Genomic DNA, 25087 nt, shown 5'->3' with positions numbered 1-25087 from the left:
TGCCGTGCGGCTCAGGCCTGCGGCGGACGCGTCATCGACAGCACGTCGAGGGCGGTGTCGAGCTGCTCCTCGGTGACCTCGCCGCGCTCCACGAAGCCGAGGTCGAGCACGGCCTGACGCACCGTGATGCCCTCCTTGACCGCGTGCTTGGCGACCTTGGCGGCCGACTCGTAGCCGATCGCGCGGTTCAGCGGCGTGACGATCGACGGCGACGACTCGGCCAGGGCGCGCGCCCGGTCCACGTTGGCGGTGATGCCGCTGACGGTCTTGTCCGCCAGCACCCGCGCGGAGCTCGACAGCAGGCGGATCGACTCCAGCACGCCCTGCGCGATGACGGGGATCTGCACGTTGAGCTCGAACGAGCCCGACGCACCGGCCCAGGCGACGGTGGCGTCGTTGCCGATCACGCGGGCGCAGACCATGAGCACGGCCTCGGGGATGACCGGGTTGACCTTGCCCGGCATGATCGACGAACCCGGCTGCAGGTCGGGCAGGGCGATCTCGCCGAGGCCCGTGTTGGGGCCGGAGCCCATCCAGCGCAGGTCGTTGCAGATCTTCGTCACGGAGACGGCGATGGTGCGCAGCGCGCCGGACAGCTCCACCAGGCCGTCGCGCGCCGACTGCGCCTCGAAGTGGTCGCGGGCCTCGGTCAGCGGCAGGCCGGTGTCCTGTGCGAGCAGCGCGATGACCCGCTGCGGGAAGCCCGCGGGGGTGTTGATGCCCGTACCCACGGCGGTACCGCCGAGCGGCACCTCGGCGGCGCGCGGCAGCGCGGCCTGCAGGCGCTCGACGCCGTACCGGACGGCGGCCGCGTAGCCGCCGAACTCCTGGCCCAGCGTCACCGGGGTGGCGTCCATGAGGTGCGTGCGCCCGGACTTCACCACGGTCGCGAACTCGTCCGACTTCGCCTGCAGGGCGTCCGCCAGGTGGTTCAGCGCGGGCACCAGGTCGTTGACGACGCCGGACGTCGCGGCCACGTGCACCGACGTGGGGAAGACGTCGTTGGACGACTGCGAGGCGTTGACGTGGTCGTTCGGGTGCACGTCCTTGCCGAGGGACCGCGTCGCCAGCGTCGCGAGCACCTCGTTGGTGTTCATGTTCGACGACGTGCCCGAGCCGGTCTGGTAGACGTCGATCGGGAAGTGCGCGTCGTGCCTGCCGGAGGCGACCTCGTCCGCGGCGGCGACGATGGCGTCCGCGATGTCCTGGTCGAGCACGCCGAGCTCAGCGTTCGCCGTCGCGGCGGCCTTCTTGACGCGCGCGAGGGCCTCGATGTGGGCGCGCTCGAGCGGGGTGCCGGAGATGGGGAAGTTCTCGACGGCCCGCTGCGTCTGCGCGCGGTACAGGGCGTTCGCGGGGACCCGGACCTCGCCCATGGTGTCGTGCTCGATGCGGTAGTCGGTGGTGTCGCCGGGCTCGGCGGAGCCCGGCGAGACGACGGTGTCAGCAGTCATGGGTCTATCGTGCCGCAGCCGCGCACGGGCGACGCACCGCAGCGCGTGACTCGTGTCACCCCTGCGGCGCGTCGCCGCGCGCGTCAGGACGGCGGGTTCTCCCCGATGTCACCGATCACGTTCACCAGCCGGGCGTTGCCCACCGCGAGGTCGTACTCGAGGCCGACCACGGCGCACCGCCCGTCCTCGACCGCCTGCTTCAAGCCCGCCGAGTAGCCGTGCAGCATCCCCACAGTGTGCTTGACGTGCTCGCGGCGCAGCAGGTCCTGGTCGGACAGCAGGGCCATGGCCGCCGCGGGGTCACCCGACGTGATGTTCGCGATCGACGGGATGACCCGGTCGACCACCGCGCGGACGAACCCCTCGGGCTGCTCGCCCGTGGACAGCGTGTGCGCGGCGGCCGCGACGGCCCCGCACGAGTCGTGCCCCAGCACCACGACGAGCGAGGCCCCCAGGATGTCCACGCCGTACTCGATCGAGCCGATCACCGTGGTGTCCACGACGTGGCCCGCGGTGCGCACCACGAACATGTCGCCCAGGCCCTGGTCGAAGACGATCTCCGCCGCCACGCGGGAGTCGGAGCAGCCGAAGATCACCGTGTGCGGGTGCTGCGCCGCCTGCAGCTCGCGGCGCCGGTCCGCGCCCTGCGACGGATGGGCGGGCGCGTCCGCGACGAACCGGTCGTTGCCGGAGCGCAGCAGCGCCCAGGCGTCGCGCGGGCTGAGCCGCTCGGGCATCGGTACCGGGTTCATCAGGCGATCTCCTCGCGTCGCGGCGGGTTCGCGCCCGCCCGGGACACGGTGACGGCGGCCACCGCGACACAACCTTCGAGCACCCGCCGCACGGTACCCACGCCCACGGCGTTCAGCGCGTCGCGCCGGTCCGCCCCCAGCAGACCGTGCTCCCACAGGCCGTCGATCAGCGCGCCCATGAACGAGTCGCCCGCGCCGACGGTGTCGACCACGTCGACGCGTGGAGCCACCACCTCGACCTCGCCGTCGTCCGACACGGCCACCGCACCCTTGCCGCCGAACGTCACGACCACCAGGGCCGGCGTGCCGCTCTGCCACTCGCGCGCCACGGCCACCGGGTCGGTGCCCGGGTAGAGCCAGCCCAGGTCCTCGTCGCTGACCTTGACCACGTCGGACAGCTGCACGAGCGCCTCGACGCGGGGACGTACCTCGTCCGCCTGCCCCATGATCGCGGGCCGGGCGTTCGGATCGTACGTGGTCGTCGCCGTCGCCCGCGCCGCCTCCAGGAGCTCACGCACCTGCCCCGCGCCCGGCTCGAGCATCGCCGCGATGGAGCCGGTGTGCACCGCCAGCGTGTCGGCGTCGGCCCGGGCCTCCGCGGGGACCCGCCAGGTGAGGTCGAAGTCGTAGGTGGCCGACCCGTCGTCGTCCAGCGTGGCCACCGCGACGCTGGTGCGCTCCGCGCCGTCGCTGCCCTCGACCACGGCGACGTCCGACTCGGCGAGCCAGCCGCGCACCAGGTCGCCCCGCTCGTCCGGGCCCAGCCACGTCGCCAGCCGGACCTCGCGACCCAGCCGGCCCAGCGTGAGCGCCACGTTGGCGATGCTGCCGCCGGGGTGGTCGGCCGTCGACCCGTCCGGCCGGCGCACCTGGTCCACGAGAGCCTCGCCCACGGCGAGCACGTGCGCGCTCATCGAGCCTCCTCCGGGGAGTCGGCCGAACCGGCCGTGGCCTGCTGCGCGGCGGCGAGGCGCTCGCGGGCGCCGTCGAGCCACTCCTGGCAGCGCGCGGCCAGGGCCTCGCCGCGCTCCCAGAGCGCGAGCGACGCCTCGAGCGGCTCGCCGCCGGCCTCCAGGCGGCCGACCACCTGCACGAGCTCGTCGCGCGCCTGCTCGTAGCTCAGGCCCGCGACGTCGGGGGCGTCCTTCGTCGGATCGGTTCCGGTCACAGCGTCTGTACTCACGGGGACAGTCAACAGCACGTCACCGACATCCGTGGTCGGTCGTCCACAGGGGGACCACTCAGGGACCCGTGCGGAATCAGTTTGGCCCCGGGCCCCACGACACCGGACCATGGTGACCCATGGGCCATCTCGAAGTAGCGCACGTCGAATACCACCTGCCGGATGGCCGGACCCTGCTGGGCGACGTCTCGTTTCGCGTGGGTGAGGGCAGCGCCACGGCGATCGTCGGACCGAACGGAGCCGGCAAGACCACCCTGCTGCGCATCATCACCGGCGAGCTGGACCCGCACGCGGGGTCCGTGGCGGTGAGCGGCGGACTGGGCGTCATGCGCCAGTTCGTCGGGTCGGTGCGCGACGAGACCACGGTGCGTGACCTGCTGGTGTCCGTGTCGGCGCCCCGCCTGCGGGAGGTGGCGCGCGCCGTCGACGAGGCCGAGCACCGCATGCTGACCGTGGACGACGAGGCCGCCCAGATGGCGTACGCGCAGGCGCTGTCCGACTGGGCGGAGGTGCGCGGCTACGAGGCCGAGACCCTGTGGGACGTCTGCACCATGGCCGCCCTCGGCATCCCCTACGACAGGGCGCAGTTCCGCGAGGTGCGGACGATGTCCGGCGGCGAGCAGAAGCGGCTCGTGCTCGAGGCCCTGCTGCGCGGCACCGACGAGGTGCTGCTGCTCGACGAGCCGGACAACTACCTCGACGTGCCGGGCAAGCGGTGGCTGGAGGACCAGCTCAGGTCCACCAAGAAGACGGTCCTGTTCGTGTCGCACGACCGCGAGCTGCTCTCCCGTGCGGCCGACCGCATCGTCTCCCTGGAGCCGAGCCCCGCGGGCGCCGACGCTTGGGTGCACGGCGGCGGGTTCGCCACGTTCCACGACGCGCGCCGCGAGCGGTTCGCGCGGTTCGAGGAGCTGCGACGCCGCTGGGACGAGAAGCACGCGCAGCTCAAGAAGCTTGTCCTGACCCTGCGCAACCAGGCCGCGAGCAGCCCGGACATGGCGTCGCGCTACCGCGCCGCACAGACCCGGCTGAAGAAGTTCGAGGAGGCGGGCCCGCCGCCCGAGCCGCCGCGCGAGCAGGACATCACCATGCACCTGCGCGGGGGACGCACCGGCCTGCGGGCCGTCACCTGCGAGGGTCTGGAGCTCACGGGTCTCATGAAGCCGTTCGACCTCGAGGTCTTCTACGGCGAGCGGGTGGCGGTGCTCGGCTCGAACGGCTCGGGCAAGTCGCACTTCCTGCGGCTGCTCGCGGGCGGCGACGTCGCCCACACCGGCTCCTGGAAGCTCGGCGCACGGGTGGTCGCCGGGCACTTCGCGCAGACGCACGCGCACCCGGAGCTGTTCGGGCGCGCGCTGCTCGACATCCTGTGGGAGGACCACGCCCAGGACAAGGGCAAGGCGATGGCGCGCCTGCGCCGGTACGAGCTCACGGAGCAGGCCGACCGGCCCTTCGACCGGCTGTCCGGCGGCCAGCAGGCGCGGTTCCAGATCCTGCTGCTCGAGCTCGCCGGCTCGACGGCGCTGCTGCTCGACGAGCCCACCGACAACCTCGACCTCGAGTCCGCCGAGGCGCTGCAGGACGGCCTGGAGTCGTTCGACGGCACGGTCCTGGCCGTGACGCACGACCGCTGGTTCGCCCGGTCGTTCGACCGGTACCTCGTCTTCGGGTCCGACGGCGTGGTGCGCGAGACGTCGGAACCCGTCTGGGACGAGCGGCGCGTCGACCGCGAGCGGTAGCGGTCGGCTGTCACAGATCGCGTGAGCTCCCGGTCGAGAGGACGACGGGCCGTCCGGCCCGTCGTCAGACACGAACGGGAGCACACCATGAAGATCGTCGTCATCGGCGGGACCGGACTCGTCGGCAGCCAGGTCGTCCGCAATTTGACCGACCACGGGCACGAAGCGGTCGCCGCCGCGCCGCAGACGGGCGTGAACACCCTGACCGGCGAGGGTCTGCCCGAGGTGCTCGAGGGCGCGCAGGTGGTGGTCGACCTCAGCAACTCGCCCTCGTTCGCCGAGGAAGACGTCACCAGCTTCTTCCGGACGTCCACGACCAACCTGCTGGAGGCCGAGGCCGCGGCGGGCGTGGGGCACCACGTGATCCTGTCGATCGTGGGCACCGACCGCATCGACTCCGGATACATGCGCGCCAAGGTGGTCCAGGAGGATCTCGTCAAGGCCTCCGGCGCGGGCTGGTCGATCGTCCGGTCCACGCAGTTCTTCGAGTTCCTCAGCTCGATCGCCGACAGCGGGACGGTCGACGGCGTCGCGCACGTCGCGCCCGTCCGCTTCCAGCCCATCGCCTCGTCGGACGTGGCCCGGTTCGTGGCGCGGACCGCCGCGGGCACGCCGCTGAACGGCACCATCGAGATCGCCGGGCCGGACGTGGTCGGCTTCGACGAGATCGTGCGCGAGCACCTGGCCGCCAAGGGCGACCCGCGCGAGGTCCGGGCCGACGCCGAGGCCACCTACTTCGGCGCGCGCCTGCAGGACAAGGACCTCGTGCCCCACGGCGAGGCCCTGCTCGGTGAGGTCGGCTACGACCAGTGGCGGGCGGCCCAGGCGTAACGGGTCACCGCGGCCCCGGCGGGTCCTGGTACCCCAGGACCTGCCGGAGACCGGCCACCTTCTCGGGGTTCAGCTGCCAGGCCAGCTCGTGGATCCCCGCGTCGGACACCTCGACGGACAGGACGCCGACCAGCTCGCCGTCGCGCTCCATCGCGTAACCCTCGGTGCCGTTGACCGCGACCGGCCGGGTGGTGATGCCCGCCCAGAAGACGTCCGCGAACGTGGACAGCACGCGGGCCACCTTGGCCCGGCCCTGTACGGCCACCCGCGCGACGTGCTTCGCGCGCCCGTTGCTGTCGGCACGGGTCACGACGTCCTCGGCGAGCAGCCGCTCCAGCGCGGCCACGTCACCCACCCGGGCCGCGGCGAGGAACGCGTCCAGGAGCGCCCGCCGGTCGTCGTCGCTCACCGCGTTGCGCCGCCCGGAGTCGAGATGCTTCCGGGCCCGGCTCACGAGCTGCCGGGCCGCCGTCGGGGTCGCGCCCACGATCTGCGCGATCTCCGGGTAGCCGTAGTCGAACGCCTCGCGCAGCACGTACGCGGCCCGCTCCGTGGGGCTGAGCCGTTCCAGCAGCACCAGCACCGCCACGTCCAGGGCCTCCGCCCGCTCGGCGCCGAGCGTCGGGTCCGCGCTGGTGTCCACCGGCTCGGGCAGCCACGGCCCGACGTACGCCTCCCGGCGCACCCGCGCGCTCTGCAGCACGTTGATCGCGAGGCGGGTGGTGGTCGTCGTCAGGAAGGCCTCCGGGTTGCGGACGGCCGACCGGTCGGTCGTCTGCCACCGCACCCACGTCTCCTGAACCACGTCCTCGGCTTCCGCCGCCGAGCCCAGCATCCGGTACGCGATGCCGAAGAGCCGGCGCCGCGCGCCGCCGAACACCTCCGCCGCGTCGTCGAGCGTGTCCACGTCACCTGTCATTGCGTCTCCCTCGTGCACCGACGACGGTACGCGACCAAATGTTCTTGGGGGCGGTCGGGCGACGGGTGAACATGGTGTCATGACCACACCCGACCCGATCTTCGTGGACCCCCGCCTCGCCCGGCTCTACGACGCTTTCGACGACGACCGCAGCGACCTCGACCTCTACGTCGGCCTCGCCGAACGGCTCGGGGCCCGCACCGTGCTCGACGTCGGCTGCGGCACCGGGGTGCTCGCGCTCCTGCTCGCCGGCCGGGGACTGAGCGTGACCGGCGTCGACCCGGCCCCGGCGTCCCTCGAGGTCGCCCGCGGCAAGCCCGGCGCCGAGGCGGTCACCTGGGTCGAGGGCGGAGCCGAGACGGTGGGCGGGCTCGGGCTCGCCGCCGACCTCGCCACGATGACCGGGAACGTCGCCCAGGTGTTCGTCACCGACGACGACTGGGCCGGGGCGCTCGCCGCCGTCCAGAAGGCGCTGCGCCCCGGCGGTGCCCTCGTGTTCGAGACGCGCGTGCCGGCCCGGCAGGCCTGGCTCGGCTGGACGCGCGAGCACCAGTCGCTGCGCCGGGAGATCCCCGGCATCGGCGAGGTCGAGACCTGGAACGACCTCCTGGAGGTAGCCCTCCCGCTGGTCACCTTCCAGGGCACCTACCGCTTCCCGCCCGGCCTGCTGCCCGACGGCGACGTGGTCACCTCGGTCTCGACCCTGCGGTTCCGCGAACGGGACGAGATCGAGGCGTCGCTGGCCGCGGCGGGCTTCGACGTCGAGGAGGTGCTGGACGCGCCGGACCGGCCGGGCCTGGAGTGGGTCTTCGTGGCCCGCCGCCGCTGACGCGCAGCCAGCGGCGCAGGGCCAGATCTCGCGCGGACCCTCAGGCGAGGGTGTCGAAGAAGTCGCGGATGTCTCCCGCGAGCAGCTCGGGTTCCTCCATCGCCGGGAAGTGCCCGCCCTCGGTGAACTCGGTCCAGTGGCTCACCGCGTTCCAGGGATCCAGCGCGCGGCGCGCCAGCGGGTGGGTGTCGAAGAGGACCCAGGCGGCGGGCACGCCGGAGGGCGCCACCCAGTCGAGCCCCGAGTGCTCGGACTCGTAGTAGAACTGCGCGCTCGACGCGCCGCTGTTGGTGAACCAGTACAGGCTGACGTCGGTCAGGAGCTGGTCGCGGTCGACGGCGTCGTCGGGGGTGGCGTGGGCGCCATTGGTCCAGGTCTGGAACTTCTCGGCGATCCAGGCGAGCTGGCCGACGGGGGAGTCGGCCAGGGCCGCGGCGATGGTGTCGGGGCGGTGGTTCTGCATCTCGAAGTAGCCGCGCTCGGCCCGGTCGGCGGTGCGGATCGCCTCGATCTGGGCGATCTCGTCGTCGGACAGGCCCTCGGGGTAGGGGAACTTGTCGCCGACCATGCCGAGCATCCGGCCGTCGCCACCGGTGTGGGTGCCGACGACGCGCTCCGGGTACAGCGCCGCGAGCCGGCCGGCGGCGCCCGCGCCGATGTCGGTGCCGTGCGCCCCGAACCGCTCGTACCCGAGCCGGGTCATGATCTCGGCGTAGGCGGCGGTGGTCCGCGCGAGCTCCCACCCGGTGCCGGACAGCGGCGTCGAGAACCCGAAGCCGGGCAGCGACGGGATGACGAGGTGGAACCGGTCGGTCAGCAGCGGGATCAGCCGCTGGTACTCCACGAACGATCCCGGCCAGCCGTGGCAGAGGATCAGCGGGGTGGCCTGCGGGTCGGCCGAGCGGACGTGCACCACGTGAAACGTCTGCCCGTCCACGACCGTCGTGAACTGCTCGTGCTCGTTGAGCCGCGCCTCCTGGGCGCGCCAGTCGAAGCCGTCGCGCCAGTACTCCGCGAGCTCGGTCAGGTACGCCTGCGGGATCCCGCGGCTGAAGTCCGTGCGGTCGTCCCGGCCCGGGACGGGGGCCGGCCGGCGCGTGCGTGCGAGCCGGTCCCGCAGGTCGTCGAGGTCGGCCTGCGGCACGTCGATGCGGAACGGTACGAGGGTGCTGTTCTCGGTCATGACACCCACTGTGCCGGGTGTAGCGGTCAGGTGTTGTCCTCTACCGCGCGGCGTGACGAGCGCGTCCCGGTGACCGTGGCCTCCAGTGCGCCCTCGGCCAGGCGGACGTGCACGTCGGCGCCGGTCGCCACGTCGTCGGGCCGGCGGACCACGTGGCCGTCCGCACGCTGGACGACGGCGTAGCCGCGCTCCAGGGTCGAGGCCGGCGACAGGGCTCTGACCTGCGCGCCGAGCCTGCCGATCTCACCGCTCGCGTGCAGCAGGAGCGCGTTGAGCGCATGTCGGCTGTGCCGGAGTGCCTGCACGACGTCGCGCTCGCGCGCCTCCAGCATCGTCTGCGGCGCGGCCAGCACGGGGCGGGAGCGGACACCGTCGAGCCCGCGCTGCTCGCGGTCCAGCATGGCCGCGACCGCGCCGCGCATGCGGCCCCGTGCCTGCGTGAGGCGCAGCCGCTCCTCGGAGACGTCGGGCACGATCCGCTTGGCCGCGTCGGTCGGGGTCGAGGCCCGGTAGTCGGCGACGAGGTCGAGCAGCGGCGCGTCCGTCTCGTGCCCGATCGCGCTGACGAGCGGCGTACGGGCCTGCGCGACGGCGCGGACCAGCGACTCGTTGCTGAACGGCAGCAGGTCCTCGACCGAGCCGCCGCCGCGGGCCACGACGATGACGTCCACGGCCGGGTCCCGGTCCAGCTCGGCGATCGCCGCGGACACCTCACGCACGGCGTTCACGCCCTGGACGGCGACCTCACGGATCTCGAACCGCACCTGCGGCCAGCGGGCGCGCGCGTTGACGACGACGTCGTGCTCCGCCTTGGACTCGCGGCCGCACACCAGGCCGACGACCGCGGGCAGGAAGGGCAGCCGCTGCTTGCGCGACAGGTCGAACAGGCCCTCGGCCGCCAGCACCTTCTTCAGCGCCTCGATCCGGGCCAGCAGCTCGCCCACGCCGACCGCCTTGATCTGGTTCGCCTGCATCTGCAGCGTGCCGCGCTTGGTCCAGAACACGGGCTTCGCGTGGACGACGACGTGGTCACCCTCGGCGGGCGGCTGCGGCAGCATCGCCAGCACGCGCGAGAAGATCGTCACAGGCAGCGACGCGTCGGCCTCGGTGTCCCGGAGCGTGAGCCACTGCATGCCGGAGCCGGGCCGCTCGTTGAACTGCACGACCTGGCCCTCGACCCAGACCGGCGGCATCCGGTCGATGTAGCCCCGGATCTTCTCGGAGAGCACGCGGACGGGCCAGGGGCTGGTGGGGGTGGTGTCGAGCGCCTTCTCGGGCAGCTCGGTGGGCAGGGGCCGCTGGGTGGAGTCCGTCACGTGTCCAACCCTGCCACCCACCACCGACACAAGGCCTCCGCACACCGCCCCTAGACTGGCCGGTGTGAGCGTCACGAGCCCTGAGCGTCCTGCTGAGACCACAACCAAGCGTGTCCTGCTGGCCGCCCCGCGCGGCTACTGCGCCGGCGTGGACCGTGCGGTGGTCGCCGTCGAGAAGGCCCTGGAGACCTACGGCACCCCCGTGTACGTGCGCAAGGAGATCGTCCACAACAAGCACGTCGTCGAGACGCTGCGCGAGCGCGGCGCGATCTTCGTGAACGAGACCGACGAGGTGCCGGAGGGCGCACGCCTGGTGTTCTCCGCCCACGGCGTCTCGCCGGCCGTGCGCGCCTCGGCCGAGGCACGCAGCCTGGAGACCATCGACGCGACCTGCCCCCTGGTCACCAAGGTGCACAAGGAGGCCGTCCGGTTCGCGAAGGACGACTACGACATCCTGCTGATCGGGCACACCGGTCACGAGGAGGTCGAGGGCACCGCGGGTGAGGCGCCCGAGCACGTGCAGGTGGTGAACTCGCCCGACGAGGTGGACCAGGTGGTCGTCCGCGACCCGGCGAAGGTCGTGTGGATCTCGCAGACCACGCTCTCGGTGGACGAGACCATGGAGACGGTGCGGCGCCTGCGCGAGCGGTTCCCGTCGCTGCAGGACCCGCCGAGCGACGACATCTGCTACGCCACCCAGAACCGCCAGGTCGCGGTGAAGAAGCTCGCGCCGGAGTGCGACGTCGTGATCGTGGTCGGTTCCGCGAACTCGTCCAACTCGGTGCGGCTCGTCGAGGTCGCCCTGCAGTCGGGCGCCCGCGCGTCCTACCGCGTGGACCGGAAGGCCGAGATCAAGGACGAGTGGCTCGAGGGCGCGACGACGGTCGGCGTCACCTCCGGCGCGTCGGTGCCGGAGATCCTGGTGCAGGACGTCGTCTCGCACCTCGCCGACCACGGCTTCGGCTCCGTCGAGGAGGTGCGCACCGCCACCGAGGACCTGATGTTCTCGCTGCCGCGCGAGCTGCGCGCCGGCCTCAAGGCCGCGGGCGAGGAGACCAAGCGCCCCCGCCGCGAGGCCCGCAAGGAGCTTCCGCAGGTCTGAGGTCAGCCGGCCTGGTCGACGGCAGGGGAGTCCTTGCCGTCGGCCGCGGCCTTCTCGACCGCCTCCAGGGCGCGCTTGTCGGTCACCGCCAGCGCCGTGACCTCCAGCTCCTGGACCAGGATCCCCTCGGCCTCCTGGGCGCGGTCGATCGCGACGATGCCGCCCTCGTCCGCGGCGAGCAGCTCCGGCTTCGTGATCGGGCGGGGCACCTCCTCGACGCCCTTGAGCTCCTCGACGGCGTCCCGCTCGTCGACCACGTCCAGCTCGACCATGCGCCGGGCCGACGTCAGCACGTTGCGCTCCAGCGAGCCGATCATCTGGTTGTAGCTCTTCGTCGCGGTCTCCAGCGCCCGGCCGGTCCGGGTGACGTGGCCCGTCATGGTGACGAGCCGCGCGTACAGCTCCTTGCCGACGCTGAGCACCTTCTGCGCGTTCTCCGCGAGCGACTCCTGCCGCCACGCGTACGCCACGGTGCGGAGCAGGGCCAGCATCGTGGTGGGTGTCGCGATGATGACGTTCTTCTGCGCCGCGTACTCCAGCAGCTCCGGGGCGCGCTCGAGAGACGCCGACAGGAACGCCTCCGCGGGCACGAACATGACCACGAACTCAGGCGCCGGCTCGAACTGGTTCCAGTACTTCTTGCCGGCGAGGTCGTCCACGTGCTTGCGCATGTGGCGCACGTGCGCGTCCAGCCGCTGCTCGCGGTACGCGGCGTCGTCGGACTGCTGGGCCTCCAGGAAGCCGATGAACGCCACCTTGGAGTCGACGACCACGCGCTTGCCGCCGGCGAGGTTGATGACCATGTCCGGGCGGAGCGTGCCGTCCTCGTTCGTCACCTGCGCCTGCTCGGTGAAGTCGACGCGGTTGATCATGCCCGCCGACTCGACGACCTTGCGGAGCTGGAGCTCCCCCCACGCACCGCGGGTCTGCGACGACCGCAGCGCGGTGACCAGGTCGGCGGTGCCGTTGCGCAGCTCCGCCGACACCTCGGCCACGTTGCGCATCTGCTCCACGAGCGCGCCCTGACCCTCGATGCGCGCCTTCTCGGCCTGGAGCACCTCCGTACGGACCTGCTCCACGGCCTTGGTCAGCGGGTCCACCAGGGACTTCACGGCCGCCTCACGCTGGGCCAGCGCCTGCACGCCGTCCGAGGTCGAGCGCTTGAGCCGCTCCTCCGCCAGCTCCAGGAACCGCTTGCTGTTGGCGTCCAGTGCGTCTCCGGCGAGCGCCTGGAACTGCCGCCGGGCGTTCTCCTGCTCGGTCCGCGCGGCGGCGATCTGCTCGGCGGCCCGCTCGCGCGCCGCGGCCACCAGCTCGTCCGCCCGGTCCTGCGCTGCCGCGATCTGCTGCTCGGCCGACTCGGCCTGGGCGCGCAGGCGCGCCGTCTCCAGGTCGGTGGCGCGCTGGGCGGGGGCGATGCGCTGCGCATGCCCGAGCCATCCCAGCAGCGCGCCCACCAGGAGGGCGCCGAGGATCAGCAGAATCGTCGCGACGATGTCCATGGGCGACAGGCTGCCACGAGCCACCGACACTCCGGCACGACGACACCCCGCACGGTCTGATTCGTGCGGTCCGCGAGCCGGCGGCGCCGACCTCCGACCACAGGTGGACCCCGTTTTCCTCCGGTACTCATCCCCGCGTCGGATCCGCGGTGTCGGACGTCACCGATACGTTGTGTGTCATGACGACCCCAGCCCACCCGAACCCTGGGGGCGGCGGACCCCAGGGAGCCCCGGAACCGCCCCCGTTCGACCCGTCCGCCGCGCTCAGCGTGCGCGGCCTGTGGAAGCGGTTCGGCCAGAAGATCGCCGTCTCCGGCGTCGACCTCGACGTGCCGGCGGGCTCGTTCTACGGCCTGGTGGGTCCCAACGGGGCGGGCAAGACCACCATGCTCTCGATGGCGACCGGGCTGCTGCGCCCTGACTTCGGCGGCGCGTCGGTGCACGGTGTGGACCTGTGGGCGCACCCCGACGAGGCCAAGGCCACGCTCGGCATCCTGCCCGACGGCGTGCGTCTGTTCGACAGGCTCACGGGCCGCCAGCTGCTCACCTACGCCGGGATGCTGCGCGGGATGGACAAGGCGACCGTCGTCGAGCGCACGGCCGACCTGCTCCAGGCGTTCGACCTCACGGCTGACGCGGACACGTTCGTGGTCGACTACTCGGCGGGCATGACGAAGAAGATCGCGCTGGGCAGCGCGATGATCCACGCCCCGCGGACCCTGGTGCTGGACGAGCCGTTCGAGGCCGTCGACCCCGTGAGCGCCGCGAACATCCGCGACATCCTCAAGGGTTACGTGGCGGGCGGGGGCACGGTCATCGTCTCCAGCCACGTCATGGACCTCGTGCAGCGCATGTGCGACCACGTCGCCGTGATGGCCGGCGGGCACGTGCTCGCGGCGGGCACCGTGGACGAGGTGCGCGGCGAGCAGAGCCTGGAGGACCGGTTCGTGGACCTCGTCGGAGGCCGTCAGCACTCGGAGGGGCTCTCGTGGTTGCGCGGTTCCTGACCCTCAAGCTGACTCTGATGGGCAACACGTTCCGCAAGAGCGTGTGGCAGACCATCGGCCTGATCCTGGCGTCGCTCTACGCGCTGGGCATCGTCGGCTCCCTGGTCGTGGCCGTCGCCGCCATCTCCTTCTTCGAGGACCCGGCGCTGGCCGGTCTGGCCGTCACCCTCGGCGGTGCCGTGACCGTGCTCGGCTGGTGGCTGATCCCGATCTTCGCCTTCGGCGTGGACGCGACGCTCGACCCGCACCGGTTCACGACCTTCGCGATCCCGCGACGCACCCTCGTCGCCGGGCTGGCGGTGGCGGGCCTGATCTCCGTGCCCGGCATCGCGACCGTGCTCCTCGCGCTCGGCACCGCCTTCGCGTGGGTGGTCGAGCCGGGGGTGCTCCTGGTGGCCCTGGTGGGCGCCGTGCTCGGCGTCGCCACGTGCGTCATCGGCTCCCGCGCCATCACCACGACGCTCGCGCCGGTGCTGGAGTCCCGCCGCTACCGCGAGGTCGTCGCGATCGTGGCCGTCGTGCTCGCGGTGCTCATCGGCCCACTCATCGGCTGGCTCACCAACGGTGTCGAGATCTCGGTGGGGCCCGCGGAGGACGGCAACGCGTTCCTCGCGATGGTGCAGCAGGCGGCGGCCGTCGTCGGCTGGACACCGTTCGGCGCCGCGTGGGCGCTCGCCGGTGCGGCGCACGACGGCGACTGGCTCGGCCTGGTCGGACGGCTCGCCGTCGCGCTCGGCACGATCGGGCTTGCCTGGCTGGTCTGGGACCGGGCGCTCGGCCGGGCACTGGTGCGCCCGCCCATGGGTGACGGCGGGGGCGGCCGGGCGAAGGGGCTGGGCGCGTTCGGCCTGGTGCGGTTCTCGCCCACGTGGGGCGTCGCCGCGCGGACGGCGACCTACTGGCTCCGTGACCCCAGGTACTCCGGCTCGATCGCGGTGGTCCCGCTGCTGCCGGTCGTCATCTACTTCGCGACGCAGAGCACGGGCAACTACTTCATGCTGCTCGCGACGGGCCCCTTCGTGGCCTGGCTGCTCGGGTTCAGCATCTCCAACGACATCGGCTACGACTACACCGCGTTCGCGCTGCACGTGGCCGCCGGGGTGGACGGGCGGGCCGACCGGTGGGGTCGGACCGTGCCGATGCTGCTGGTGGGCCCGGTGGTCGCCGCGCTCACCGTGGTGGCGACGGTCTGGGTGGCCGACTCCTGGCACCTGCTGCTGCCGTTGCTCGGCCTCGCCCTCGGCCTGCTGCTCGTGAGCACCGGCGTGTCCAGTGCGGTCTCGGCGCGTCTCGTCTATCCCGTGGCCAAGCCGGGGGAGAGCCCGCTCAAGTCCCCGCAGGGCGCGGCGGTCGCCACGATGGTGTCGCAGGGTGTCGGGTTCGCGGTCACCCTCGGCCTGTCCGTGCCGGTGCTCGCCCTCGGGATCGCGGCGGTGCTCCTGGGTGGCGTGCTGTGGGGCGTGGCCACGCTGGTCGGCGGGCTGCTGTACGGCGTGCTGATGCTGGTCCTCGGTGTCCGGTTCGGCGCGCGCGTGTACGACCGGCGGCTGCCGGAGCTGCTCCAGCAGGTGCAGTCGTTCCCCTGACAGGCGGCGGCGTCGATGTCAGTGGTCCGGCGTACCGTCCGTGACATGGATCACATCGAAGGACGAGTGGACAGGATCAGCGGCGCCGACCTGTCGGGTGCAGACATCCGTCACGTCGACATGACCGGTGCGTCGTTCCGCGAGGTGCGCCTCAACGGCGTGCGCATGCGGGGTGTGGAGCTCTCCGGGGCCGACATCGACGGCGACATCTTCGGCCTGCGCCTCAACGGGGTCGAGGTGGCGCCGCTCGTGGAGGCCGAGCTCAACAGGCGGCACCCCGAGCGGGCGCTGCTCCAGGACCGCACGCTCGCCGGGCTCCGGGCGGCGCTCGACGCGTACGAGCGCATGTGGGAAGCGACCTACGAGCGTGTCGCCGCGATGCCGGAGGGCACCGTGGACGTCTCGGTCGACGAGGAGTGGTCGTTCGCCCAGACGCTGCGCCACCTGGTGTTCTGCACCGACGGCTGGCTGCGGTGGGGCGCTCAGGGGCGCCGCACCGACGTGTTCTGGCCCGCAGGGATGCCGCACACGCCGTATGCCGACGAGGCTCCTGCGCTGGGCATCGACCCGGCCGCGTCGCCGTCGTACGCGGAGGTGCTGGAGGTACGGCGCGGCCGGGTGCGAGAGGTGCGCGACTACCTGGCCTCCGTCACGCCCGAGCAGGCGGGCAGCCCGGCCGACCCGCCACCCTGGATGGACCAGTCGGAGCCGTTCGTCGCGGCCCAGTGCGTCTGGGTGGTGCTCTCGGAGGAGTGGGAGCACCACCAGTTCGCCACCCGCGACCTGGACCTCATCGAAGCGGGCGCAGCCCCGACCGCGCAACCCACGTAAACTTGCCCGACGTGGCTCTCACTATCGGCATCGTCGGCCTGCCCAACGTCGGCAAGTCCACCCTCTTCAACGCGCTGACCCGCAACCAGGTGCTCGCGGCGAACTACCCGTTCGCCACGATCGAGCCCAACGTCGGCGTGGTCTCGCTGCCCGACGAGCGGCTGGACAAGCTGGCCGAGATCTTCAGCAGCCAGCGGATCCTGCCCGCCACGGTGTCGTTCGTCGACATCGCGGGCATCGTCAAGGGCGCGTCCGAGGGTGAGGGCCTGGGCAACAAGTTCCTCGCGAACATCCGCGAGGCCGACGCGATCTGCCAGGTCACGCGAGCCTTCGACGACCCGGACGTCGTGCGCGTCGACGGATCGCTGGACGCCCCCGGCGACATCGAGACCATCTCCACCGAGCTGATCCTGGCCGACCTCCAGACCCTCGAGAAGGCGCTCCCGAGGATGGAGAAGGAGGTCAAGATCAAGCGCGGCGACCCCGTCCTGTATGCCGCCGCGAAGAAGGCCCAGGAGATCCTCGACAAGGGCATCACGCTCTACCAGGGCGCCGCGGACGCCGGCCTGGACCTCGCCGAGATCGCGAGCCTGCAGCTCATGACGGCCAAGCCGTTCATCTACGTCTTCAACACCGATGACGCGGGCCTGGCCGACACCGCGTCGCAGGAGGCGCTGCGCAAGGTGGTCGCCCCCGCCCAGGCGATCTTCCTCGACGCCAAGTTCGAGTCCGAGCTCGTCGAGCTCGAACCCGAGGAGGCCGCAGAGATGCTGGCCGAGACGGGCCAGGCCGAGTCCGGGCTGGACCAGCTCGCCAAGGTCGGCTTCGAGACCCTCGGCCTGCAGACCTACCTGACGGCCGGCCCCAAGGAGGCGCGCGCCTGGACGATCCGCAAGGGCTGGACCGCCCCGCAGGCCGCCGGCGTCATCCACACGGACTTCGAGCGCGGCTTCATCAAGGCCGAGGTGGTCTCGTTCGACGACCTCGTCGAGGCCGGTTCGGTCGCGGCCGCGAAGGCCGCGGGCAAGGCGCGCATCGAGGGCAAGGACTACGTGATGCAGGACGGCGACGTGGTGGAGTTCCGCTTCAACGTCTGAGCATCACCCCGGTTTCGGCCTGGTCCGCTGACCAGGCCTGGAGACTCTCGAGTGGCAGTGGCCCGAAGGAAGGCGAACCCCGGCTGACCGTCGTGGTGAGAGCGGGTGACGGCGGCACGTCCTCCCCGCCGAGGCCCATATGGGACTATTCGCCCACGAAGATGAGGGGGTCCGTCGTGCATGGTCCTGCAATCGGACGCAGTTCCATCGGAAACAGCCCGCTCGGGTGTGTGCTCGCCATGCTCACGGCGACCCTCATGCTTCTTACCGGATGTTCGTCGACGGCAGATTCGGGTGAGTTCCTGGAGGGCCTTGCCTCTGTGCGGTCGAAGCTCGTAGCCGCGGGTTTCGACGACGCGGGGGTGCACGCCGGGCGCAGGGAGTACCTCGAACACCCTGAGGAGTCGGTCGACGTCGTGACGATCGTGCTGCTGCACGACTCCATGGATGGTGACGCCGCGCGGAAGACGGCGGCCACGGTGGTGTGGAACGAGCTGCCGATGAGGTTCGACATCCTCGCGATCGAGTACCAGGGTGAGGTCCGGGAGATCGAGTACGGGTGGCTGGCGAACGAGCTCGGGCCGAGGCCTGCGGGCCTCGACGACACGAGCGCCGGAGACCACATGGCTGGTGTGGGGAACGTCCTGATCGTCGCCGGAGGAATCGCTCTCGTGGTCATCCTGATCGTGGCGGTTCCCGTTGTCGTGCTGGTCCGGAGGAACCTCAGGAAGAAGGCGCAGTCGCTCGAGTCGGACGCTCCGCCAGAAGCGCGCCGGTAGGTGGACGGGCTGGCATTGAGAAGCACGGCGTACTTCCTCTGTGGATGGGCGTTCCCTCTGGGGACAGGTGGGCGATGAGCGTCAGCCGCGCATTTCGTTGGCGGTCATTCGCAGGTCTCGGAAGTCAGGCAGGGCGAGGTGGGCGGCAGAGGTGGACTGCGCGAGGTCGCCGTTCGCAACCGCCCAGATGTCCTCCACGACCTGTTCTGGCGGGCAAGGACCGCCATAGCAGCCGTGCCAAGCCAGCTCGCCCTTGTCCCGATCACTGGGAGGATGCGCTCATGAGCGCGTCTTTGGACCGAGATGATGTAGTAGGGCGAGAGTGGGACTTCCTCGCGACCGACCGGGATGGATCTGTCGCGCTCATCTCCAGCGCCGGATACGGACCGATCCCCGAGGCTGTTCTGAGTCACGGAGTGGCAGTCGAAACCGTCGTCGAGGGATTGCGAACGCAGTTGCCCGTGATCGGCGAATCGCTCGATTGCAGACAACAAGACCGTTCTGGTGACTACTCGGACTGGTTTGGAGCGAGCAGACGCGGCCTGTATACCTACGACTGGCATGTCTACGACGGCTTCTACAAGCAAGTCTCGGCGCCATCGGCGGTGTTGCGGGCCGAAGGTCTCACCCCGGAGATCAGCCGTGTCGCGGCCCTGCTGCGGCTCCCCGTCCTGTTCGCCGAGACCGCGCAGCTCTCGCTCGACGAACGCGGAATCGAGTCGTTCAAGAAGGGAGTGCCGGCATGATCGAGATCGACATCTTCACCGATCTGGTCGACGTCGGCGCCGACGGCATCGGACGGGTTCAGGCGAATCGAAGTCTGTCGCACGTTGCGGCGGGAGCTTTGCTCGTTGCCGGTCGGCCGGACGGCTGGTCGTGGGTGCGAGTCCTGGAGGTCGGCAAGCAGTTCGTGACGTTCTTGCTCCTCTCCGAGGAGGAAGCGGCGAGGGAGCCTCGCGTCGGACCCCGCGACGCCCGCACCGAATGGCCCTGGCCTCGTCTTCCATGGCTCAGTGTCGAGGAGCATTCGCACGTCGCTCTCGATCACGGCACGTTCATGTGGGTCGATCATGTGCAGTTCTCCCTGGACGCCGGCCTTGACGACGGGACATTGCTCACCGCGCTGATGTCCTCGCGCTTCTATTCGTACGGGTACGGATCGCCGTACGGTTTCGGCGGGGAAACCAGCGTCGACGGAGCTCCTGTCCATGGACCGTGGCGCGCCGAGGCGAGATGTTCGTCCTCGCCACGGCGGCCGCAGCGCGCAGTACGGTCCACAGCTGGATGGATGACGAGCTGGCCGGGCCACCCATGTCGCTCCGTTCCCACGACCGAGTGGAGCACCTGCTGTCGCGGACGCTCGACCAGGGCACGGTCTATCGTCTCGATGGCCCCAAGGACGTCGAACCGGACCTCCTGTCCTACGCCGGTGTGAGCAGCACCAGTTTTCACGAGTTCGTCGCGATCGACCGCGAACGGGAATCCATCCACCTGGTCGTCGCCTCGGACGACTGACCCGGACGGCGTGGCGGTCTGCCGCCCGTGCGCCACACCGACCCAGGCCTGGCGCGGCGCTACTGCATCGCGTGCTCCCAGCCGCCGCGTGTGTCGACGCCGGTCGCGTCGGCCAGGCTCTCGAGCTCGGCGATCTCCCCGTCGGTGAGCTCGGCGCCGCCCGCGCGGAGGAGCCCGTCGACGTGGCCGGGTTTCGTCACGCCGATGATGGGCGTGGTGCCCTTGGCGACGGCCCAAGCCGTAGCGATGTCGGCCGGCGACGCGCCCCGGGCCGCGCCGAGAGCGGTCATCCGGTCGGTCAGAGCCTGCAGGTTCGGCAGCACGTCGTTGTAGGCAGCGGCCCGGACGCTGCCCGCGGGCATCGGGCTCTGTGGCCCGTACCGACCGGTCAGCGCACCCTGCTCGAGCACCATGTAGGAGAAGAACCGCACCCCGTTCGCTCGGCAGTGGTCGATGATCCCGGCCTCCTCCGAGCTGCGGTAGAGCAGGCTGTAGTGGTTCTGCACAGCCTCGACCCGGTATCCGGCTCGGCCGAGGATCCGGTCAGCGCGCGCGATCTCGTCCAGGTCGTGGTTGGAGACGCCGACGTGCCGGACCTTTCCGGACTCCAGCAGCGGGATCAGGCTCTGGGTCCAGCGCTCGACGTCGGCGGGGTTGTGGATCCAGTACAGGTCGACGTAGTCGGTGCCCAGGTTGGTCAGGCTCTGCTCGAGCGCGTCGGCGATCGGGTCGTCGCCGGCCCCGGCGATCTGCGGGGTGAACTTCGTCGACAGCTGGTACTCGCCGCGGTCGAACTGTGTCAGTGCCCTGGCGAGGGCCCGCTCGGAGCGGCCCATGCCGTACACGGTGGCGGTGTCCCAGAGGGTCAGCCCGCTGGTCATGGCCTTCTCGGCGATCTCGTGCAGGTCTGCCTCGGTCAGGCGGCTACCGAAGTAGCCGTTGCCTGCCTGTCCGCTGTCGCCCCACGCCCAGGTGCCGAGCGCGACGGGCGGTGTCACCAGTGGATCGTTCGTCATCTCGTCCCTCCACGGGTCTTCGTCGTATCGATGGATGTAGCCGGCGCTCTACTGACGTCGGCCGATCAGCCGAGTCGGACGTCGCCGATGTCGATCGAGACGATGAGCGGGTCCGGTATCGCCGCGCCGTCGCCGTCACGGACGAAGATCTTGCGGCTGCCGGCGAGGAGCAGCCCGTCGGCCCAGAACTGGTCCGTCATGTACTCGACGCTCGGGGATCCGCCGGCGATGTCGACCTCGTAGTCGCGGCGGCGCAGCACGCCGTCCGCGTCCGCGTAGAGGGTCTGGGTCGGGGTGTGCGTCGCGATGTCCGGCGGGTAGGTGACTCGCAGGCGGTCGAGCACCGTGCCGTCGGGTTCGGTCCACGGGCCGATCTCCTCGACCTGCACACCGGGGAAGGTGAACGACCACGGCTCGGTGTTGTAGGTCCACATGGCGTAGCCGGTGAAGTAGGCGAGCTGCAGCGGAGTCCACGGGGTCTCCAGCACGTGGCCCTCGAAGGTCGCCCGCGGGTTGTCGACGGCCTCGATGATCTCGTCGCCGTCCGGGGTGCCACGCACCAGCTCGACCCGGTCCGCAGTGAACCGGGTACGCACATCGGGAGCCCCGAACGATTCCAGGCTGGTCTCCTGGTGGCGCAGGTCGACCGTGAACCGGCCGTGCTCCGCGGTTCCCGCGACCTGTTTGAGATCCCAGAAGACGCCGCCGAACGAGCGCTCGGCGCTGATGGTCGATACCTCGGCCCAGCGGGCACGGCCGCCGTGGGCTTGGAGGATACGGTCGAGAAGGTGGATGGGGCGGGTCATGGGCGTTCCTCTCAGGCGGCGGCCGCGGTGGTCATGGCTGCCACGAACTCGAGGACGACGTTACGGAGCGCGCACGGATCCAGCGTGCCCCTCCGAGGGACAGGCTGGGCCGAGTGGTGGTGCGCCTATGCGGAGGTGGAGGAGATCCGAGCGGCGAGGTGGGCGATCGCCTCCGCGCTCGGTGTGCCCGGCTCGGCGTGATAGACGCAGAGCAGGTAGCCGGGTGTGCCGGGCACCACCAGCGTCTGGTGGCGCAGCACGATCTGACCGTACCCCTGCACCTCCGGGCGTACGTCGCCGTCGTAGTACGGGTCGACGTCCTGTCGTTCCCAGAGCGTGCGGAAGACCGGATCCTGCTCGGACAGCCGCGCTGCCAGCGCGTGCAGACGTGGATCGAACGGGTGCCCGTAGTAGCGCAGCCGGCGCACTGTACGTGAGGCAAGCCGGTCCCAGGTCGGTAGCGCGCGGACCTCAGGCAGGGTGAACACTGCCTCGGCGATGTTCACGCCGGGCTCGAGCGCATGCGGGACGACGGCACGGGCCATGGCGTTCGACAGCACCACGGTGTGGCGGGAGTCGATGATGTACGCGGGCGTGTTGGGCCAGGCGTTCAGGATCGCGGCGAGGTTGTCCATCGAGACGGCGGCCTCCTGTGCCTGCAGGTCGACCGGTTCGGCGTGCGCGAGCAGGAGCAGGTAGGAGACGGCGGCCTCGTCCAGCATCAGCGCGCGACCCAGCGCGCGCAGCACCTGGTCCGACGGCGTGCGGTCGCGGCCTTGTTCGAGCCGTAGGTAGTACTCCTGGCTGATGCCGGCGGCGCGGGCGACCTCGTCGCGCCGGAGACCTGGGACACGGCGCAGCGTGTGCGAGACGACGCCGGCTTCCTCGGGAGAGACGACCGCGCGGCGCGCGCGCAGATAGTCGCCGAGCGGCGAATCCTTGGCAGCCACTGCGAGTCCTTTCCCCGAGGCGGGTCCGGCCAGGATCAGAGGTCCGCGGCGAGCTGCCTGTCCGTGACAGGGACACCCGCGGCCCGTGCCAGCAGTTTACGGTCGGTGGGTTCGCCGAGCCTCGGGCCGACCGGGAAGAAAACACGACCTCAGCCGGTTCGAAGGTGTCCGTGAAGGGCCGGCGACCGCTGCGAGGACTCGGGGAAGGTTCCTGACGGACCGTCTCGTTCCGGGCGCGCCAGTGCCTTACGTCTCATCACGCCGCACCCTGCGCCCGGCGACCCTCGCGCATCTCCCAGTCCACACCGGAGGTAATGATGACCACCGCCGAGCCCGGCACCCGTAGGCTCCCCCTGAACTTCTTCGGTATCGCGTTCGGCACGGCCGGCCTCGCGGGAACCTGGACCACGGCCGGCCAGCTGCTCGACGCTCCGGTGGCGGTCGGCGAGGCGCTCTGGGCGGTGGCGGGACTGGCCTGGGGGTTCATCACGATCGAGTACCTGCGCCGGCCCGGCGGCCTGCGGGCCGTCGCCCGCGATCTGCACCACCCCGTGCTCGGCCCGTTCGCTGCGCTCGTCCCGGCAGTCGGTTCGCTCCTCTCCGCGCACCTGTTCCAGTGGTACCCCGTCGCGTCCACGATCGCGGTGTGGACCATGCTCGTCCTCTCCGCGACACACGGAGCGTGGTTCGTGTCGTCCGTGCTGTCACAGCCACGCGACACCACGGCGATCCATGGCGGGTACCTGCTGCCCACCGTCGCGGCCACCCTGGTCGCCTCGCAGTCGCTCGCCACGATCGGGCAGCGTGACGTCGCGATCGGCCTGCTCGCCGTCGGGATCATGTTCTGGATGTTGCTCGCGAGCCTGCTCGTCGTGCGGTACAGCACGGGACCGGCGGTCCCGCCTGCGCTGTTTCCGACCGTCGCGATCTTCGCCGCGCCGCCGGCCGTGGCCGGCAACGCGTGGTGGGCGATCTCCGAGGGGCGGTACTCCATCGTCGACACGGTCTTCGCGGCGCTCATGATCGCGCTGCTGGTGCCGCACCTGTTCCTGCTGCCCGTGTACACACGCACGCCGTTCGTGATCGGCTTCTGGGCCACGACGTTCACCGTCGCCGCCAGTGCGACATATGCGATCCGCCTGCTCACGACGGCGACGGGCGGGCCCCTCGGATCCGCGCTCTCGTGGTTGGCGCTGCTGGTCGCCACCCTCGTCATCGGAGGCATAGCCGTGCGTTCGCTCGGCCTGATCCCGCGGCTCGGACGGCGGGCGGCCGCACGTGCCTGATCGGTGTCCGGCGACCTCACTCGCCTGATCGATCCGGAGGACACCGCTGACGTCAGGGCAGCGAGACCCCCAGCCGCTGCTGGGTGTCCTCGACCAGCCTGTTCTGCAGGTCCGGGTCGCGGGACTCGGCCGACGGTTCGGCCGGGACGGTCTCGTCGAGGTAGGTGCCGCTCGCGACACGCATGCTCGTGGCGGCGGCGAGGTTGTCGCCGCCCACCGTCGGCGGCACGCCGTCTATCGCGAACATGGCGTGGAGCAGACCCGTGGCGACGACGCCCGGATGGATGCTCACGACCGTCTGGCTGACGCGCGCGGCGAGCCAGTTGGAGTAGGCGACGATCGCGAGCTTCGACTGCGCGTAGGCGGTGGAGGGGGAGTAGGTCCGCCTGCGGAAGTCGAGGTCGTCCAGGTCCAGCGTCGCGGAGAAGTGCGTCGCCGAAGCGACGTCGACGATCCGGCCCTCAGGGGCGAGAGCCGGCAGCAGGAGGTGCGTGAGCAGCGTGCCCGCCAGGAAGTTCACCTGATAGGCGACGTCGGTGCCCGCCGGCCCCAGCGTCAGGGACGGCGGTCCCGGTACCGCGGCGTTGTTGACGAGCACGTCGAGCCGTCCGGCCGGGGAGACCAGCGCTCGTACGGCGTCCGGGTCGGTGAAGTCCGCGGACACGTACCGGATCGTCGCGTCCGGGTGGGCGCCTCGTGCGACCCGGTCGACGACGGCGGCAGCGGCGTGCTCGGTCTCGGGTCCGTGCAGGATCAGGTCGTGCGGCTGCTCGGCGAGCCTGGCCGCGGCGGCCAGGCCGATCCCGCTGGTGCTGCCGGTCAGGAGAATCCGTGCCATCTGCTGCCTCCCGCTCTCCCTGTCGATTGTCCCCGGGGGCGGGCACGGCGCCACGGCGCGGGTGGGTGAGATTCGCGCGGCCTCACGCCACGCGCGTCATCGAGCGAGCACCGTCAGCGGACGCCGCCACGCGACCTCCCGCTCGAGCTGCCCGGTCGCGCGGAACAGCCGCACCTGGTGCGCATCGGGCAGCGCCGCGGCGAGCGCGTCCGTCGTCGTGCGCTCGAAGCCGAGCTTCTGCCAGAACCCGCCTGACCTGCGGGAGAACAGCCACGCGTGCCGTGCCCCGGCGTCGGCGGCGCGGTCCAGGGCGAAGCGCGCGAGGCGCAGCCCGTCCCCGGTTCCTCGCAGGTCGGGGCGGACGGCGACGCTGCGCACCAGCGCGTGCCGGCCGTCGGTGCCGAGCTCGAAGCCGGTGGTGGCACGGACGGGGCCGTCGGCGCCGTCGCGCTCGAGCCACAGGCGTACGGCGGGTTCCGCGAGGGCGGCGACGGTCAGGTCGGCGGTGCGCAGGAACTGGGCCAGCTCGTCGAGGTCGTCGGGGGTCGCGGGGTGGAGCACGCCCG

The 25087-nt window shown here is 71.4% G+C and carries 25 protein-coding genes; 12 read left to right on the top strand and 13 right to left on the bottom strand.

Annotated elements, in window-relative coordinates; all coding sequences use genetic code 11:
- Positions 1-11: 11 nt before the first annotated feature.
- The 4 genes from APR03_RS02205 to APR03_RS02190 all read right to left on the bottom strand — a co-directional run bounded on the left by APR03_RS02205 (position 12) and on the right by APR03_RS02190 (position 3389).
- A complete protein-coding gene (locus APR03_RS02205) occupies positions 12-1454 on the bottom strand; it encodes a class II fumarate hydratase (protein ID WP_253832285.1) in 1443 nt (480 codons plus the stop codon).
- 83 nt (positions 1455-1537) lie between these two features.
- A complete protein-coding gene (locus APR03_RS02200; protein ID WP_275976948.1) occupies positions 1538-2206 on the bottom strand; it encodes a carbonic anhydrase in 669 nt (222 codons plus the stop codon).
- Positions 2206-3120, bottom strand: a complete 915-nt coding sequence (locus APR03_RS02195; protein ID WP_253832283.1) for a carbohydrate kinase family protein — start codon at positions 3118-3120, stop codon at positions 2206-2208. The genes APR03_RS02200 and APR03_RS02195 overlap by 1 nt, the downstream gene beginning before the upstream one ends.
- Entirely contained in the window at positions 3117-3389 is a 273-nt protein-coding gene (locus tag APR03_RS02190; RefSeq protein WP_253832281.1) for an exodeoxyribonuclease VII small subunit, read from the bottom strand. The genes APR03_RS02195 and APR03_RS02190 overlap by 4 nt, the downstream gene beginning before the upstream one ends.
- Positions 3390-3508: 119 nt before the next feature.
- On the opposite strand from APR03_RS02190, the gene APR03_RS02185 reads away from it, so the two are divergent.
- Positions 3509-5128 carry an ABC-F family ATP-binding cassette domain-containing protein gene (locus APR03_RS02185; protein WP_253832279.1) on the top strand — a complete coding sequence of 540 codons (1620 nt, stop codon included), beginning with the start codon at positions 3509-3511 and terminating at the stop codon, positions 5126-5128.
- An 87-nt stretch (positions 5129-5215) separates the two neighbouring features.
- Positions 5216-5959 (top strand): SDR family oxidoreductase, encoded by a 744-nt coding sequence (locus APR03_RS02180; protein WP_253832277.1) that lies wholly within the window; start codon positions 5216-5218, stop codon positions 5957-5959.
- Positions 5960-5963: 4 nt separating this feature from the next.
- Here APR03_RS02180 and APR03_RS02175 read toward each other — a convergent pair whose 3' ends face one another.
- Positions 5964-6878 (bottom strand): RNA polymerase sigma-70 factor, encoded by a 915-nt coding sequence (locus tag APR03_RS02175; RefSeq protein ID WP_253832275.1) that lies wholly within the window; start codon positions 6876-6878, stop codon positions 5964-5966.
- A 79-nt stretch (positions 6879-6957) separates the two neighbouring features.
- On the opposite strand from APR03_RS02175, the gene APR03_RS02170 reads away from it, so the two are divergent.
- Entirely contained in the window at positions 6958-7707 is a 750-nt protein-coding gene (locus APR03_RS02170) for a class I SAM-dependent methyltransferase (protein ID WP_253832273.1), read from the top strand.
- 40 nt (positions 7708-7747) lie between these two features.
- On the opposite strand, the gene APR03_RS02165 is transcribed toward APR03_RS02170, so the two are convergent.
- Positions 7748-8890, bottom strand: a complete 1143-nt coding sequence (locus tag APR03_RS02165) for an epoxide hydrolase family protein (RefSeq protein ID WP_253832271.1) — start codon at positions 8888-8890, stop codon at positions 7748-7750.
- A gap of 26 nt (positions 8891-8916) precedes the next feature.
- Positions 8917-10206, bottom strand: a complete 1290-nt coding sequence (gene xseA / locus APR03_RS02160; RefSeq protein WP_253832268.1) for an exodeoxyribonuclease VII large subunit — start codon at positions 10204-10206, stop codon at positions 8917-8919.
- A gap of 64 nt (positions 10207-10270) precedes the next feature.
- On the opposite strand from xseA, the gene APR03_RS02155 reads away from it, so the two are divergent.
- Positions 10271-11308, top strand: a complete 1038-nt coding sequence (locus tag APR03_RS02155; protein WP_253832266.1) for a 4-hydroxy-3-methylbut-2-enyl diphosphate reductase — start codon at positions 10271-10273, stop codon at positions 11306-11308.
- A 2-nt stretch (positions 11309-11310) separates the two neighbouring features.
- Here APR03_RS02155 and APR03_RS02150 read toward each other — a convergent pair whose 3' ends face one another.
- A complete protein-coding gene (locus APR03_RS02150) occupies positions 11311-12810 on the bottom strand; it encodes a DNA recombination protein RmuC (protein ID WP_253832264.1) in 1500 nt (499 codons plus the stop codon).
- A gap of 179 nt (positions 12811-12989) precedes the next feature.
- Here APR03_RS02150 and APR03_RS02145 point away from each other — a divergent pair, with 179 nt between their 5' ends.
- The 7 genes from APR03_RS02145 to APR03_RS02115 all read left to right on the top strand — a co-directional run bounded on the left by APR03_RS02145 (position 12990) and on the right by APR03_RS02115 (position 19625).
- Positions 12990-13817, top strand: coding sequence for an ABC transporter ATP-binding protein (locus APR03_RS02145; protein WP_253832262.1), 828 nt, complete (start codon positions 12990-12992; stop codon positions 13815-13817).
- A 17-nt stretch (positions 13818-13834) separates the two neighbouring features.
- A complete protein-coding gene (locus APR03_RS02140) occupies positions 13835-15403 on the top strand; it encodes a hypothetical protein (protein WP_253832260.1) in 1569 nt (522 codons plus the stop codon).
- 45 nt (positions 15404-15448) lie between these two features.
- On the top strand, positions 15449-16234 hold the full coding sequence (locus APR03_RS02135) for a DinB family protein (protein ID WP_253832258.1): 786 nt from the start codon (positions 15449-15451) through the stop codon (positions 16232-16234).
- Positions 16235-16245: 11 nt separating this feature from the next.
- A complete protein-coding gene (ychF, locus tag APR03_RS02130; protein WP_253832256.1) occupies positions 16246-17331 on the top strand; it encodes a redox-regulated ATPase YchF in 1086 nt (361 codons plus the stop codon).
- Positions 17332-17570: 239 nt separating this feature from the next.
- A complete protein-coding gene (locus APR03_RS02125) occupies positions 17571-18110 on the top strand; it encodes a hypothetical protein (protein WP_253832254.1) in 540 nt (179 codons plus the stop codon).
- A 281-nt stretch (positions 18111-18391) separates the two neighbouring features.
- The gene (locus APR03_RS02120; protein ID WP_253832252.1) at positions 18392-18856 is read left to right on the top strand and encodes a hypothetical protein; all 465 of its coding nucleotides are present in this window, start codon (positions 18392-18394) and stop codon (positions 18854-18856) included.
- Positions 18857-19394: 538 nt separating this feature from the next.
- Complete coding sequence (locus tag APR03_RS02115) at positions 19395-19625, top strand: hypothetical protein (protein WP_253832250.1); 231 nt, start codon at positions 19395-19397, stop codon at positions 19623-19625.
- 59 nt (positions 19626-19684) lie between these two features.
- Here APR03_RS02115 and APR03_RS02110 read toward each other — a convergent pair whose 3' ends face one another.
- The 3 genes from APR03_RS02110 to APR03_RS02100 all read right to left on the bottom strand — a co-directional run bounded on the left by APR03_RS02110 (position 19685) and on the right by APR03_RS02100 (position 22397).
- Complete coding sequence (locus APR03_RS02110) at positions 19685-20641, bottom strand: aldo/keto reductase (protein ID WP_253832249.1); 957 nt, start codon at positions 20639-20641, stop codon at positions 19685-19687.
- 65 nt (positions 20642-20706) lie between these two features.
- Complete coding sequence (locus tag APR03_RS02105) at positions 20707-21447, bottom strand: hypothetical protein (RefSeq protein ID WP_253832247.1); 741 nt, start codon at positions 21445-21447, stop codon at positions 20707-20709.
- Between the two features lie 125 nt (positions 21448-21572).
- Positions 21573-22397, bottom strand: a complete 825-nt coding sequence (locus tag APR03_RS02100) for a helix-turn-helix domain-containing protein (protein WP_253832245.1) — start codon at positions 22395-22397, stop codon at positions 21573-21575.
- Between the two features lie 317 nt (positions 22398-22714).
- Between APR03_RS02100 and APR03_RS02095 the strand changes: the two genes are divergently transcribed.
- Positions 22715-23683: an SLAC1 family transporter gene (locus APR03_RS02095; RefSeq protein WP_253832243.1), complete on the top strand. Its 969-nt coding sequence runs from the start codon at positions 22715-22717 to the stop codon at positions 23681-23683.
- 52 nt (positions 23684-23735) lie between these two features.
- Here the strand turns inward: APR03_RS02095 and APR03_RS02090 are convergent, their stop codons facing one another.
- Complete coding sequence (locus APR03_RS02090) at positions 23736-24521, bottom strand: SDR family NAD(P)-dependent oxidoreductase (protein ID WP_253832241.1); 786 nt, start codon at positions 24519-24521, stop codon at positions 23736-23738.
- 96 nt (positions 24522-24617) lie between these two features.
- Complete coding sequence (locus APR03_RS02085; RefSeq protein ID WP_253832239.1) at positions 24618-25082, bottom strand: GNAT family N-acetyltransferase; 465 nt, start codon at positions 25080-25082, stop codon at positions 24618-24620.
- Between the last annotated feature and the right edge of the window lie 5 nt (positions 25083-25087).

This window comes from Promicromonospora thailandica, assembly GCF_024171955.1.
Taxonomy (GTDB): Bacteria; Actinomycetota; Actinomycetes; order Actinomycetales; family Cellulomonadaceae; genus Promicromonospora; species Promicromonospora thailandica.
The sequence above is the reverse complement of the archived record's forward strand: the minus strand, read 5'-3'. Positions and strand labels throughout refer to the sequence as shown.